Source organism: Paenibacillus oenotherae (genome assembly GCF_019443105.1).
Classification (GTDB): Bacteria; Bacillota; Bacilli; order Paenibacillales; family Paenibacillaceae; genus Paenibacillus_Z; species Paenibacillus_Z oenotherae.
In genome coordinates, this window is record NZ_JAHZIJ010000011.1 from 123,817 (window position 1) to 137,709 (window position 13,893).

Consider the following 13,893-nt stretch of genomic DNA (forward strand, 5'->3'; position numbering starts at 1 on the left):
GGTTAAATGCTAGGAAAGAACAGGAAAGTAGGATCCGTTCATGAATCGCTTTAGAATGACGAAGCTTTATGCAGCTGGATCAGTCATACTGCCGGCGGCAGCGGTTTTGATTTGGCACTCTCAGCTTTGGGTAATCGCCGTTTTTCTCGCTTGGTTTCTTGCAGCCGCACTGTTGTGGATCTGGTGTGACCGCAAGGAGCAGGGGCAGCGTCTCGCTCGCACGGTTCATGCGATGCAGACCTCATCCATAGCGACTTTGAACCATCACCGCCATGACTGGATGAATGAGCTTCAAGTGCTATATGGGTACATTCGTATGGGCAAAGAGGATAAGATGGTGGTGTGCGTGGAACAGATAAGAGAGAGAATGACGGCAGAGAGCAGGATTGCCAGGCTTGGCATTCCATCACTCGTTGCGTATTTGCAATCATTTCGTACGATGACACATGCCATGGAACTTGATGTAGAGATTGAGGGCGAGCTTAGTCTGGCGGGACTCCCGCTGGATGGGGAGCAGACTGGCGAGGCAATTATCGATATTATCAACGCTTACCGGCTTGGGACCAAGCAAGGAGCTGGTGATGTTGCTAAGCTGTCCGTTGATTTTGTGCTTGGCGATCATTCACTCGATGTTACCTTCCATTACGATGGGGAATTGAATGATGCGAGCGATTGGAAGCAGAAATGCAAGCGAGCTCTGAAAGGTTCTCCGTTTAAAGCGGTGGAGCTGGAGCAGCCGGCTAACATAATACTTGAGGCTAAGCTTGGGAATTAATTGGAGGATAAGGCATGTTTGTCGATAAAGCGAAGATATTTGTTAAAGGCGGGGACGGTGGCAATGGCATCGTATCTTACCGCCGTGAGAAGTATGTCCCGGAGGGCGGACCGGCTGGCGGAGACGGCGGCAAGGGCGCGGATGTTATTTTTCGGGTAGATGAAGGTTTAAGAACGCTGATGGATTTCCGTTATCAGAAGCATTTCAAGGGAGAGCGCGGAGAGCGTGGCAAGGTGAAGAGCATGCACGGCGCCAACGCAGAGAACATGATTGTCCGCATCCCTCCTGGAACGGTATTGATCGATGATGATACGCAGGAAATTATCGCGGATATGACGCGGCATGGACAGGAAGTGATCGTAGCTCGCGGCGGACGCGGCGGACGCGGCAATTGCCGTTTCGCCACGCCAAGCAATCCGGCTCCTGATTTCTGTGAGAATGGTGAAGAGGGCAAGGAGCGCTGGATCATTCTGGAGCTGAAGGTTATGGCTGATGTCGGTCTGGTCGGCTTTCCAAGCGTAGGCAAATCGACGCTGTTATCCGTTGTTTCCGGTGCGAAGCCTAAGATCGGCGCGTATCATTTTACTACCCTGTCTCCCAATCTGGGCGTTGTTGATGTTGGTGATGGAAGAAGCTTCGTAATGGCTGACCTGCCGGGGCTGATTGAGGGCGCGCATGAAGGTGTCGGTCTCGGTCATGATTTTCTCCGGCATGTTGAGCGGACCCGTGTTATTCTGCATGTGGTTGACATGTCCGGCTCAGAGGGACGCGATCCGTTCGAGGATTGGGTGAAGATCAATGATGAGCTGAAGCTGTACAATCCGCTGCTGGCGGAGAGGCCCCAGGTCATTGCTGCCAACAAAATGGACATGCCGGAAGCGGAGGAGCAGCTGGCTCTGTTCCGTGAACAGCTGGCTGCCCGCGAGGATGGCGATAAGTACGAGATCATTCCGATGTCGTCGCTGACGAAGAAGGGTGTGCAGGAGCTGCTCTACAAGGCAGCGGATCTGCTTGAGACTGTACCTGAGCTGCCTTCCCTGGAAGAGGTGAAGGACGTTGCTGAGCGCAAGGTGTTCACCTATGAGCAGGAGGAAGACAACTCCTTCACGATACGCAGAGAGAATGAGGATTATGTCGTGGAGAGCGCGGCTATTGAGAAGTTCATCAAGCGTGTGAACTTGAATACGCAGGACGCGATACTCCGGTTCGGACGCACGATGCGCAAGATGGGCGTTGACGCGGAGCTTCGCAAGAGAGGCGCGAAGGATGGGGATACGGTTCGTATTGGCGATTTCACCTTCGAGTTCTTTGAGGGAAGCGACTATTTCTACGATTAAACAAAATTGAACTGCTTCATGCCATTCTCTGCACCAGATGCGGAGAGGGCATGAGGCAGTTTTTCATTTGCTGGCCAGGGAGCAGCGTTTGCAAAGCGCATTTGGTAATGCGAGGATCTTTTTGCCTATTGCCGCATGCGATATAATTCGATATAATGTCCACTATAGATGAACATCTGTCTCTTGTAGGAGGACGATCAGGATGACGGAACGGTATGTTGTCGTTCGCGCGGATATTTTGCCCGAAGCGATTGTCAAGACGATCCAGGTTAAGGAAATGATTCAGCGCGGCGAAGCTGCTACTGTTCATGAAGCGACCGAGAGAGCGGGAATAAGCCGCAGCGCGTTCTATAAGTACAAGGATGGCGTATATGCGCTCAATCAGCTTGATCGTGAGCGGATCGTGACGATTTCGATGGATTTGGAGCATCGCTCCGGCGTATTGTCCAAAGTGCTGGGCCTTGTTGCGAGCTCGGAGTGCAATGTGCTGACCATCAACCAGACCATTCCGCTGCAAGGGATGGCGAATGTGGTTATTTCCGTGGAAACTTCGTTCTTGAGCGACGGTCTTACGGATCTTATGGAAGCTATTAGAGGACAAGACGGCGTGCGCAAAGCGTCCGTCATCGGACAAGGATAGAATGAACGAATGGAGGAGAAACGATGAAAGCGATAAAAGTGGGGTTGCTTGGACTTGGAACGGTCGGAACGGGTGTCGTTCGAATCGTGGAAGGTCATCAAGAGGATTTGCAAAGCCAGGTTGGTTCGCCAATCGTCATCGAGCAGGTGCTCGTGCAGAATAAGAGCAAGGCGCGTTCGCTCGCAATTGATCCCGGGAAGCTGACAGAGGACCCATGGGACATTATCCATAACCCGGAGATCGACGTCATTGTTGAGGTTATGGGCGGTATCGAGCAGACGAAAGGCTATATTCTTGAAGCGCTTGCTAATGGCAAGCATATCGTGACAGCGAACAAGGATCTGATGGCGCTGCACGGGCCGGAGATTCTTCAGAAAGCGCAGCAGCATGGATGCGATGTGCTGTATGAGGCGAGCGTTGCCGGGGGCATTCCGATCATTCGTACGCTAATCGAAGGGTTCTCCTCCGACCGGATTACGAAGATAATGGGTATCGTTAATGGAACAACGAATTATATCTTGACGAAGATGAGCCAGGAGGGCGCTGATTACGCTGATGTTCTCAAGGAAGCGCAGGCTCTTGGTTATGCGGAGGCCGATCCGACTTCTGATGTGGAGGGACTGGATGCAGCACGCAAAATGACGATTCTGTCCACGCTCGGCTTCCGTGCGAATGTAGCGCTTGAAGATGTGGATGTGAAGGGAATATCCGCGGTCAGCCGCGAAGATATCCAATATGCGAAGCGTCTCGGCTATGAAGTGAAGCTGCTTGGAATTGCGGAGAGGCAGGATGATTATATCAGCGTCAGCGTTCAGCCGACAATGGTGAAGCAAAGCCATCCTATCGCTTCTGTCAATGGCGTGTTCAACGCTGTCTACGTATACGGTGAAGCGGTTGGAGAGACGATGTTCTATGGTCCGGGTGCAGGCGAGCTTCCTACTGCAACTTCGGTCGTAGCTGATCTTGTTGCCGTCGTCAAGAACCTGAAGCTCGGTGTGAACGGCAAGCAGGAGCTGTTGTCTTACAAGGAGAAGAAGCTTAAGACCGATGAGCAGATCGCTGCCAAGTATTTCATGCTGCTGCATGTAGAAGATCGTGCAGGCGTGCTTGCGCGTATTACACAAGCGTTTGCGGATTGTGAAGTGAGCCTTGGCTCCGTACTGCAGCAGCCGAATTCGACTGACCATATTGCCGAGATCATTATCATTACCCATGACGCAAGCAAGGCTTCGATCGGGAAGGTTCTGCAGGCATTCGGCAGCATGGAGGTCGTCAAGAGCGTTAAGAGTGTCTATCGCGTTGAAGGCTGATCGATCCTGTAAACCTAAAGGAGTCATTACCGAATATGAGAGATTTGATGAACGCTGAGCCTCTCGTTGCAGAGGCGGCAGAAGAGTCTGTTATTGAGGCTAATCGCAAGTTGGAAGGTGATGTAAAATGATGGATCGGCGGGTAATTGTGAAGGTTCCGGCTAGTACGGCCAATCTGGGCCCGGGCTTCGATACGCTGGGCATGGCGCTCTCCCTGTATGCCTGGATTGAGATGACGCCACTTGCAAGCGGCGAGACCGTAATCGACCTGCATGGCGAGGGCTTGGACGGGATTCCGCGGGACAAGTCCAATCTTATTTATAAAATCGCCCAGATCGTCTTCGACGAAGCGGGTGTATCGATACCCGAGCTGCATATCGCGATGTATAGCGATATTCCGTTGACGCGCGGGCTGGGCAGCAGCGCATCGGCTATTGTCGGGGCATTGACGGCAGCGAATGCGCTTGTCGGCAATCCATTGAGCGAGGATCGGCTGTTCCAGATCGCAACTAAGCTGGAGGGTCACCCTGACAATGTGGGCGCCTCGCTGTTCGGCGGTATTATCGTCTCCTCGTGGGACGGCAGCCGGGCGGAGCTGATTCGGCTTGAGCCGCATTCCCAGCTGGAAGTGTTAGTGGCAATACCGGCGTTCCAGCTGTCTACGGAGAAGGCGCGCCATGCGCTCCCTTCCCAGATCGCAATGAGCGATGCTGTATTTAACGTAGCCAGCAGCTCCCTGCTAGTTGCGGCATTGGCGAGCGGGCGCTTCGATCTGATCAAGCATGCGATGCGCGATCGGCTGCATCAGCCCTATCGTGCTGCGCTTATTCCGGGTATGGCGACCATTCTGGATGAGGCGACAGAGCATGGGGCGCTTGGCGCTGCGCTGAGCGGAGCCGGACCAACGCTGCTTGCACTCGTAGATGCGGCCAGCCCGGATAAGGCAGAGCTGGAGGCGTTCCTGATTGCCACTTTGCAGAAGGAAGGCATACAGGCGGAGACGATGTGGCTGAAGCCATGCGTCAGCGGGCCAGAAGTGACGGTATATAGCAGGGGAAGCGAAGGTGCTTCGTTTATGGATCAGATTAAAGGAGAAGTAAGGGCATGATAAAAGTTGCATGTTTGCCGCAAGGCTCCACCTCGGATGAAGCAGCGAGATATTTGTTCAAAGGGATGGATGTTGACTTCAGCTATCATTCCATCATTGCCGATGTCTTTCTCTCCACGGCGGAAGGGAGAACGAATTACAGCATTATTCCTATCGAGAATACGATTGACGGCTCTGTAAGCCTGCACACGGACTGGCTGATCAATGAGGTGAATTTGCCTATTCAGGCGGAGTGGGTCTATCCGTCCATACAGAACCTGATTGGGCCGCTCTCGGAGCTGTCCGGTGCTGATGGCGTGCTGGATTACAGCCGGATCGTCAAAGTGCTGAGCCATCCGGTAGCAATGGCGCAATGTCTGCAATATTTGCGCAAGCATATTCCCCATGCGGAGCTTGAGAATGTTGGCAGCACATCGGAGGCGGTCCGTATCGTGCGCGATCATCCGCATAGCGGATGGGCGGCTATCGGCCAGATATCGGCTGCAGCCAATAATGGACTTGATGTGCTGGAGCAAGGCGTAACCGATCATGACAACAATTTCACGCGATTCCTTCTCATTGGCGAGGAAGCTTTCACTGGCAAGCCGACGGATAAGTGCAAGACAAGCATTCATATGACAATGCCCGAGGATTATCCGGGGGCGCTGCATCAGGTGCTGTCGGCATTCGCATGGCGCAAAATCAACTTGTCACGCATCGAATCCCGCCCGACGAAGAAGAAGCTGGGCAATTATTACTTCCTTATCGACATCGAGATGTCGCTCGATACGATTCTGCTGCCTTCAGCTCTTGCTGAGATCGAAGCGATCGGCTGTCAGGTTCGCGTACTAGGCAGTTATCCAAGCTATTCTTACAAAAAAGAATAGGCTGGATATGATTTTGGAACCGGATAAAGTTAAAGCTCGGAACGGCATATTGCCGGACGGGCTTTAACTTTTTTTTGCCTGAATAGGTGACACCCGCCCACATCATGCATAGGATGTAAGGATTGGTAATGGGCATTTGCTGCGTATGCCCGTGAAACTAAGACCGTGACAGGAGGTTAGTGGCGAGTGAAAATTCATATTGTCAAAAAAGGCGACTCGTTATACATGATTGCGCAGAAGTACAATGTCACCCTCGAAGAGATATTGAAGCTCAATCCGAACATCACGAATCCGGATGCCATTGATGTCGGGATGAAGGTCAAGGTTCCGACGTCTAAGCCGGGGAATATGGAAATTATGCATCAGCATGTTGTGAAGCAAGGGGATACACTCTGGAAGCTGTCCAAAGCATGGGGAGTTCCACTGAGTGATATGATTAAAGCGAACCCGCAGCTCAAAAATCCCAATGTGCTGCTGACAGGAGAAATTGTCAATATACCTAAGACTGGTACGCCCGCCAATATGCCGGATATGGGGCAAGGCGAATCGGCTAAGCATCCCCTCCATCCGATGTCGCTTATGCAAGGGCTGGGTCATGGGGTTCAACAGGGCGTTCAAGGGGTTCAAGGTATAATGGGCAAAATGTCAACGGCGCCATTCATCGGCAAGAAGCCGACAGGCCCGATTATGCCGCAAGCTGCAGCGCCGCTCCCGACTCCTTTGCCGGCGCCTGTACCAGCTCCGGCTCCCGTGCCGCAGCCGGCCCCTATGCCGGTCATGGAGAAGCCGGTCGAGAAGAAGGTATACCCGATCCATATTCAATATGAGCAGCATATTGATTTGTTCAAACAATATGGCACACCAGCAAAGGAAGTGATGTCCCTGTATAATATGCCGCAAATGCCGGGTGCAGTGTCGCCCGCAGCCGCAACGCCCGGTTATGGCCATGATTATGGACACCATGTCAGTCCCGCTGTATCTCCTGCCATGATGGGCGGCTATGGATATCCGCAGCCCCAGACGCTGCCTGCCGCACTCAGTCCGGCTGCCGATTGGTGCCCGCCCGAGTCAGTTATGGGCGCATCAACACTTCCTTGGGGGGCTCCTGCTCCTTCCTCATACGGACATTGGGATTCACAGGCCGTCAGTCCGCTTGGCACTGAGCCGCACTATGGAGCCGATCTCGTTTCGCCAGCAGGTGCCGGGCCTCATGATGACTATGGGCATGGGGCAGTCTCGCCAGCCAGTGCAGGCCCGCATGATGGCTATGGATATGGCTATGGCCCGACAGGAATATCGCCAGCAGGCATGAATCCGTATGACTGCTATGATCAGGCAGCCGTCTCGCCAGCCAACATAGGCCCGCATGATGGCTATGGATATGGCTATGGCCCGACAGGAATATCGCCAGCAGGCATGAATCCATATGACTGCTACGATCAGACAGCCGTCTCGCCAGCCAACATAGGCCCGCATCATGGATACGGCTATGGCCCGACAGGAATATCGCCAGCAGGCATGAATCCGTATGACTGCTACGATCAGACAGCCGTCTCGCCAGCCAACATAGGCCCGCATCATGGATATGGCTATGGCCCGACAGGAATATCGCCAGCAGGCATGAATCCGTATGACTGCTACGATCAGACAGCCGTCTCGCCAGCCAACATAGGCCCGCATCATGGTTATGGCTATGCTCCAACAGCCGTGTCCCCTGCAGGAATGGGCCCGGGTGGCTACGATTATGGCTTTGGCCCGACAAGTGTCTCCCCTTCAATGGCTGGTCCGGCAGGGATGCCCGTTCAGACTTATGGCTATAGCGGTCAAGGCCAAGTGTCTCCGCTTGGCACATTAGAGCCCAAGAAATGCAATTGCGGCTGCAAGGACAGGGAAGAGGACATCAACATCGAGGCTGATACCGAGATGATCGCACTGGCACAAAGAAGCAAGGAGCCTGTAACACGAAAAGCGGCCAAAAAATCACGCAAATCCAACCAGCTGCCGAGATCGCGAAACAACCAGCCTTGGATTAACCGTTAGTCATAAAACGATCTGTCCTACTAAAGGCTGTCTCACTGTCATGGGTTCGGGATGACGGTGCGACAGCCATGTTCTTTTTTTTATTAGCAGCCGTCCTGAATGTCCGCATAATTACCAATGGAGGTGGAACACTAGCAAAAAAGGTAAAAGGGGAGTTCCTTTATGATGGAATTCAGCCTGTGGAAACAATTGAAAAAACGATTACGCCGCAGCAAAAAGCCCATGTGGGCGCTTGGATGTCTGATGGGCCCGCTGCTGATGAGCTGGTGGTGCTACTCTTCGCCAGCGGATGCAGCCGAGGCACTCGGCAGGCCGGAGAGTCAAAGTGTTATTCGCGCTCTGACAGATAGCAATAGGCAGCTCACAGTGAAGCTTAGGCTTGTATACCTGTGCGGGGAAGAGACAAGCCCGCTGGGAAGAATGAATGCCAAAGAGGTGCTTGGACTGCTTCGAAGCCGTCCGGAATGGACTGCCGTAATGGATAAGGACGGGGCTGTCGTTATGGAGCAGCGGGTTGACGATCTGTCGGAGGCTTGCAAGAAGAACGCCTATATGAGCATAGACAAGGAAGGCTCTCTGTCGCTATTCGAAGGGCCGCCCAAGAAAGAGAAGGTACTGCGCACCTTTTTTCAGCTTGATGTTCAATTTATGGAGAGCAGCCTGCCCAAGGAACAGATCGACCAGCTTATCGCCGGCATTCGTGTAACCGATGTTGACGATTATAACAGCATTCTGTCAACCTTTAGCGACTATGCGCGGGTGAAAAGCGAGAAAGTGATGAAGCCAACGTACTAGCTTCTGATCATACTGGAAGAAGAGCGCCAACGAGCATCTGGGCGTTCTTTTTTTTGCATTGGGGGAATGAACAGGGCGGAGTTTCACAAGGTGGACAAAACGCTTGTTCTCATACTGCTTGTCATTTGTTATAATGGATGGTAGCCCATTAATGACCATTCGATAGGCGTAAGGAGAGAGGAAGCTTGCGGGTACTAGGCATCGATCCGGGCATCGCGATTGCGGGGTTCGGATTCATAGACAAGATCGGGAGCAAGCTCGTTCCCGTCCAGTATGGCTCTATTGAGACGGAAGCGCGTACAGCGCAGGAGATCAGGCTGAAGCAGATCTATGAATCTGCATGCTCGCTTATGGATAAGTACAAGCCGGATACCGTTGCCGTTGAGAAATTGTTCTTTAATAAGAATGTTACAACTGCCTTCTCGGTCGGCCAGGCGCGAGGGGTTATTATTCTGGCAGCTGCACAGCGCGGGCTTCCGGTATCGGAGTATACGCCGCTGCAGGTGAAGCAGGCTGTTGTTGGATATGGCAAGGCAGAGAAGCGCCAGGTGCAGGAGATGGTCCGGATGCTTCTGAATTTAAGTGCAATTCCGAAGCCGGATGATGTGGCGGATGCGCTCGCAATAGCGATCTGTCATGCCCATTCCTCTGTGCTGTCGCACAAAATAAGCGAGGTGACGAGGCCGTGATAGATTTCGTTCGAGGCCGTGTCATCCATTGGGAAACCGAATATGTTGTCGTTGATGTTCGGGATATTGGCTACCAGGTATATACCCCTAATCCGTATTATTTCGCCAAGAGCGATGAGGCTGTAACGATCTTCACCCACCACCATGTCCGTGAGGATGCCACATTATTGTTCGGATTTGCGACCCGCGAGGAGCAGTCCATGTTCCGCAAGCTGCTTGATGTCTCGGGTATCGGGCCGCGTGTTGCGCTGGGAATATTGGCTGGCGGCAAGCCGGAAGCGGTGGCGGCAGCGATTCAGCAGGAGAATATAGCCTTTCTGACCAAGCTGCCGGGCATCGGGAAGAAGACGGCCCAGCGCATGATTCTGGACTTGAAGGACAAGCTGGACGCGCTGCCGGCCGGATTTGGAGGTGCCGCCTCCGGGCTGGTGCTGGATGACGTATTCGGTGGCGGTGTCGCTGCATCGGCCGAAGGAGGCACCGTTTGGCAGGAAGCCCGCGAGGCGCTTGCCGCATTGGGATACACTGCAGCGGAGCTTGATCGGGCGTGGCACAGCCTGAAGAATACAGTAGATCCCGATATTACAGTAGACGCGCTTATGAAGAAGGCGCTGCAGCAGCTGTTCAAAGGTTGAGCGGAAAGGAGGAAGCGTGAATGGAAGACCGGATAATCTCCGCCAACCTTATGATGGAAGATTCGGTGGCCGAGCTAAGCTTGCGCCCTCGCTTCTTGTCCGAATATATCGGTCAGTCTCAAGTGAAAGAGAATTTAAAGGTGTTCATTGAAGCGGCCAAGCTGCGCAAGGAGGCGCTTGACCATGTCCTTTTGTATGGCCCGCCAGGGCTTGGCAAGACGACATTATCGAACATTATCGCCAATGAGCTTGGCGTAAATTTGCGCACAACGAGCGGGCCTGCGATTGAACGGCCCGGCGACCTTGCTGCGCTGCTGACGAATTTGCAGGAGGGCGATGTGCTCTTCATAGACGAGATACACCGCCTTCACCGCACAGTCGAGGAAGTTCTTTATCCGGCGATGGAGGACTTTGCGCTTGATATTATGATCGGCAAAGGGCCAAGCGCCCGCTCGGTGCGGTTGGATCTGCCGCCGTTCACTCTCATAGGAGCGACTACAAGAGCGGGTCTTCTGTCTGCGCCGCTGCGTGACCGTTTCGGTGTGGTGAGCCGGCTCGAATTTTATCATGTGGATGAATTGGCTTTCATCGTGTCTCGCGCTTCGGAGATTCTTGGCGTTAGCGTTGTTGGCGAAGCTGCGCATGAGATTGCGATGCGCTCCCGCGGGACGCCAAGGATTGCGAACCGGCTGCTCAAGCGGGTTCGCGATTTCGCACAGGTTCGGGGAGATGGCATTGTAACCCATGAGCTTGCACGCTCTGCGCTTGAGCTGATTCAGATCGATCCGCTTGGACTTGACGGCATCGACCATAAGATGCTTCGTGCGATGATTGTCAATTATCGCGGGGGGCCGGTCGGGCTGGATACGATAGCGGCGACAATCGGTGAAGAGAGCCAGACCATTGAAGATGTGTACGAGCCCTATTTGCTCCAAATCGGCTTCATTCAGCGGACACCGCGTGGACGGGTCGTAGCGCCCCAGGCTTATCTGCATCTGGGGCTGCCTCTTCCAGAGCAGTTCAGCGCCGCCGAGGATTCCACGAAAGACGGCGAATAAGAGGGGGTTGTCGGTTGGATCATCTCTCAGCAACCGCCAAAGGCGAAAGATTGTATGTATTGTACGATGGGACCTGCAATTTGTGCATGGCCAGTGTCCGGAGGTTGAAGGAGCTTCGTTCCACTGCGGAGCTTCATTATATACCGGTTCAATCGCTTCAGGATGGGGCGAACGTTGTTCCAGCGGTGATCGGCAAGACGCAGGAGGAGCTGCTAAGCAAGATTCATGTTGTAGACGGTGAAGGGAATGTTTGGGCCGGCGCGGATGGCGTCGTCCGAATCATACGCACCGTGCGCGGTTTGCGATGGCTGGCCCCGCTGTACCGAATTCCGGGCATGGGCAGAATTGCCGACAGGTTGTATCGTTACATTGCTGCCAGACGCTATGAGTGGTTCGGCAAGACGGATGAGGGCTGCCACAACGGCGCATGCCGTCTGCCGGATCAACATCTGAACAACAAGACCGATTAGGGGGTTGAGCGGCAGAATGAATGCAAATGACGTTACTGCAAATGCGAGCAAGAGGAATGCGCCGGCTCTGCGTTTGCCCAAATGGAAGCGGACGCTCTCCGTGCTGCTGGCCGCGCTGGCACTGATTTCGCTGAGCACGGCATGGCCTTCATATGCAGCAGTACCTAAGCTGGACACGATACGAGTGGCTCTCTTTATCGATCTGCCTTCCAAGTACAAGCTTAATACGACAGCAGCGACCTACACATCAGCTGCTCCTCTGGATATTGGTCTTAGGCTGCCATCGGGTACAATTCCGCTTATGCAAGGCGCAGCGGGGCAAGCTGTCCGGTTCACTCTGGATGATTACAAGCCGCAATTGATCGAGACTTCTGATTTCCAGGCGGCGCTGGCTGTTCTGAAGCGGGTGAAGGCGTTAGGCGGTACCGGCCTTCTAACTTCGCTCTCGAAGAATAACGGTATTGTGTATCAAGTAACTGAAGGCTCCTATGCAACAGAAGCAGAGGCAGGAACAGCTATTGACCGATTGATCAAGGACAGCGCACTGCAAGGGCTGGTTGGGGCGGTCAGGCCGAAGGTGGCCGGCCCCCTTCATCTGGAGGCGGGTGTGTATGCAACAGAAGCCGATGCCCGCACTGCGGCGGCAGCATTCGGCGCCGCTTCGGTGGATGCCTATCCGGCCTTGAAGGTAACCGGAGATGCTGCTGCTCTCTACACGGTATTGGTAGGCGCAGCGGCGGATACAGCATCTTTGAATGCGATTAAAGCGCAGGCAGCGAAATCGGCAGGTGGAGCGGATCTTCGCCAAACAGATCCCGCCTCCTCCTATATTTGGCTCAGAGAAGACCATACGATTAGCGAATCAGCCAAATCATCGGTATCACTGTATGCGATACCGATGAAGGGAGCCAAGGTAACGATCGCTTCAAATGCGCCGACAGGCATCAAGCTGACGGAGCGGTACAATCGAAGCTACAGGGGAGCATTCGAGATTAGCGGCTTCAACAACAAGCTGGCGGTTGTGAATGAGCTTCCGTTCGAGCAATATTTGTATTCGGTTGTCGGCGGAGAGATGCCGGGCTCCTGGCATGGGGAGGCGCTTAAAGCACAGGCGGTTGCCGCCCGTACCTATGCGCTCTATCAGGGCTTCGGCTTCCAGATCGCCCATGTTGTGGATACGGTTCTCAGCCAGGTCTACGGCGGCATTAGCGCAGAGAAGCCTACAACTATTGCGGCTGTAGATGCAACCCGCGGCGAAGTGGCGATGAACAACGGCAAGCTGATCGAAGCCGTCTTCTCTTCCAGTGCCGGCGGAGCCAGCGCCGATGCCAAGGAGATTTGGGGGAGCGAGGTTCCTTATCTCAAAACCGCCGCCAGCCCGGATCAATTATCGGAGAAAGGGCTGTATACGTGGTACAGGGTCGTTATTCCAGACGGTGTTCCCGGTTATATTCGGGGAGATCTGCTGGAAGAAACGGGGGACAAATCTCCCGTAGGCCTGCCCATCATGAAAGTGAAGGGCGACGGCGTTAAGGTTCGTCCGATTCCGCTCGTTCAGGATAATGTGGCGGTTGTCGGGCAACTGAATGCAGGAACGCGCGTTATTGTATTGGAAAAAACGATTCAGTCGAATGAAATGACTTGGGTGAGAGGGCCGTTCTCCTCGGATGAGCTGTTGGCCTCGATAAAAGGCAAAGTGAAAACGCCCGTCAGCGGGTCGATTCGCACATTGGAGATCAGCCAGCAAGGGCCATCCGGCCGACCGACACAAATTCTCGTGAATGGCGGAGTGCTGGATGTCAAATATCCGGATCTGTTCCGTTCCTCGCTGGGTGGACTTCCAAGCACGAAGTTTGCCATTGACGAGACTGCAAGGATGACGATCGCCGGTGCCGACAATAAGCGTGAACGGCCTGCCGATGGAGGAACGCTATATGTCATTGGCGCGGATGGAGCTGCCAAGCAATCCAATAGCAATGTCTATATAATGAATGGCGAGGGCAAGGTAAGAGCGGCAACTGTTGAGCCCAAGTTCCGGTTCGTAGGCTCAGGCTACGGACATGGCGTGGGATTGTCCCAATATGGCGCGCGCGGATTGGCAGAAACAGGGTATGACTACAAATATATTTTGCAATACTACTACAAAGACGTTACGATCGTTAAGGAATGA

13 protein-coding genes are annotated in these 13,893 nt (G+C 53.7%); all 13 read left to right on the top strand.

All coding sequences use genetic code 11. The features are described from left to right. The first annotated feature begins 40 nt into the window (after window positions 1-40). The 13 genes from K0T92_RS15910 (at window position 41) to K0T92_RS15970 (ending at window position 13,893) form a co-directional block, all read left to right on the top strand. A complete protein-coding gene (locus tag K0T92_RS15910; protein WP_219873465.1) occupies window positions 41-775 on the top strand; it encodes a Spo0B domain-containing protein in 735 nt (244 codons plus the stop codon). Window positions 776-789: 14 nt separating this feature from the next. After that, entirely contained in the window at window positions 790-2,112 is a 1,323-nt protein-coding gene (obgE, locus tag K0T92_RS15915) for a GTPase ObgE (RefSeq protein WP_219873466.1), read from the top strand. 202 nt (window positions 2,113-2,314) lie between these two features. Beyond that, window positions 2,315-2,752 (top strand): ACT domain-containing protein, encoded by a 438-nt coding sequence (locus tag K0T92_RS15920; RefSeq protein WP_219873467.1) that lies wholly within the window; start codon window positions 2,315-2,317, stop codon window positions 2,750-2,752. Between the two features lie 23 nt (window positions 2,753-2,775). Beyond that, window positions 2,776-4,062 carry a homoserine dehydrogenase gene (locus K0T92_RS15925; protein WP_219873468.1) on the top strand — a complete coding sequence of 429 codons (1,287 nt, stop codon included), beginning with the start codon at window positions 2,776-2,778 and terminating at the stop codon, window positions 4,060-4,062. Window positions 4,063-4,189: 127 nt separating this feature from the next. Next, window positions 4,190-5,170 (top strand): homoserine kinase, encoded by a 981-nt coding sequence (gene thrB, locus K0T92_RS15930; protein WP_219873469.1) that lies wholly within the window; start codon window positions 4,190-4,192, stop codon window positions 5,168-5,170. Then, window positions 5,167-6,036, top strand: coding sequence for a prephenate dehydratase (gene pheA / locus K0T92_RS15935; RefSeq protein ID WP_219873470.1), 870 nt, complete (start codon window positions 5,167-5,169; stop codon window positions 6,034-6,036). Before thrB ends, pheA begins: the two co-directional genes overlap by 4 nt. A gap of 186 nt (window positions 6,037-6,222) precedes the next feature. Further along, the gene (locus K0T92_RS25325; RefSeq protein ID WP_219873471.1) at window positions 6,223-8,076 is read left to right on the top strand and encodes a LysM peptidoglycan-binding domain-containing protein; all 1,854 of its coding nucleotides are present in this window, start codon (window positions 6,223-6,225) and stop codon (window positions 8,074-8,076) included. A 162-nt stretch (window positions 8,077-8,238) separates the two neighbouring features. After that, the gene (locus K0T92_RS15945; RefSeq protein ID WP_219873472.1) at window positions 8,239-8,871 is read left to right on the top strand and encodes a BofC C-terminal domain-containing protein; all 633 of its coding nucleotides are present in this window, start codon (window positions 8,239-8,241) and stop codon (window positions 8,869-8,871) included. Window positions 8,872-9,056: 185 nt separating this feature from the next. Then, window positions 9,057-9,560, top strand: a complete 504-nt coding sequence (gene ruvC / locus K0T92_RS15950; RefSeq protein ID WP_219873473.1) for a crossover junction endodeoxyribonuclease RuvC — start codon at window positions 9,057-9,059, stop codon at window positions 9,558-9,560. Continuing rightward, window positions 9,557-10,195 (top strand): Holliday junction branch migration protein RuvA, encoded by a 639-nt coding sequence (gene ruvA / locus K0T92_RS15955; RefSeq protein ID WP_219873474.1) that lies wholly within the window; start codon window positions 9,557-9,559, stop codon window positions 10,193-10,195. The genes ruvC and ruvA overlap by 4 nt, the downstream gene beginning before the upstream one ends. Window positions 10,196-10,215: 20 nt before the next feature. Continuing rightward, on the top strand, window positions 10,216-11,253 hold the full coding sequence (ruvB, locus tag K0T92_RS15960; RefSeq protein WP_219873475.1) for a Holliday junction branch migration DNA helicase RuvB: 1,038 nt from the start codon (window positions 10,216-10,218) through the stop codon (window positions 11,251-11,253). Between the two features lie 14 nt (window positions 11,254-11,267). Then, on the top strand, window positions 11,268-11,723 hold the full coding sequence (locus K0T92_RS15965; RefSeq protein WP_219873476.1) for a thiol-disulfide oxidoreductase DCC family protein: 456 nt from the start codon (window positions 11,268-11,270) through the stop codon (window positions 11,721-11,723). A 16-nt stretch (window positions 11,724-11,739) separates the two neighbouring features. Next, a complete protein-coding gene (locus K0T92_RS15970) occupies window positions 11,740-13,893 on the top strand; it encodes a SpoIID/LytB domain-containing protein (RefSeq protein ID WP_219873477.1) in 2,154 nt (717 codons plus the stop codon).

Excerpts from the sequence above, each read along its gene's own strand:
- K0T92_RS15910 (WP_219873465.1), top strand. The coding sequence starts at position 41 with ATGAATCGCTTTAGAATGACGAAGCTTTATGCAGCTGGATCAGTCATA.
- obgE (WP_219873466.1), top strand. The coding sequence starts at position 790 with ATGTTTGTCGATAAAGCGAAGATATTTGTTAAAGGCGGGGACGGTGGC.
- K0T92_RS15920 (WP_219873467.1), top strand. The coding sequence starts at position 2,315 with ATGACGGAACGGTATGTTGTCGTTCGCGCGGATATTTTGCCCGAAGCG.
- K0T92_RS15925 (WP_219873468.1), top strand. The coding sequence starts at position 2,776 with ATGAAAGCGATAAAAGTGGGGTTGCTTGGACTTGGAACGGTCGGAACG.
- thrB (WP_219873469.1), top strand. The coding sequence starts at position 4,190 with ATGATGGATCGGCGGGTAATTGTGAAGGTTCCGGCTAGTACGGCCAAT.
- pheA (WP_219873470.1), top strand. The coding sequence starts at position 5,167 with ATGATAAAAGTTGCATGTTTGCCGCAAGGCTCCACCTCGGATGAAGCA.
- K0T92_RS15945 (WP_219873472.1), top strand. The coding sequence starts at position 8,239 with ATGATGGAATTCAGCCTGTGGAAACAATTGAAAAAACGATTACGCCGC.
- ruvB (WP_219873475.1), top strand. The coding sequence starts at position 10,216 with ATGGAAGACCGGATAATCTCCGCCAACCTTATGATGGAAGATTCGGTG.
- K0T92_RS15970 (WP_219873477.1), top strand. The coding sequence starts at position 11,740 with ATGAATGCAAATGACGTTACTGCAAATGCGAGCAAGAGGAATGCGCCG.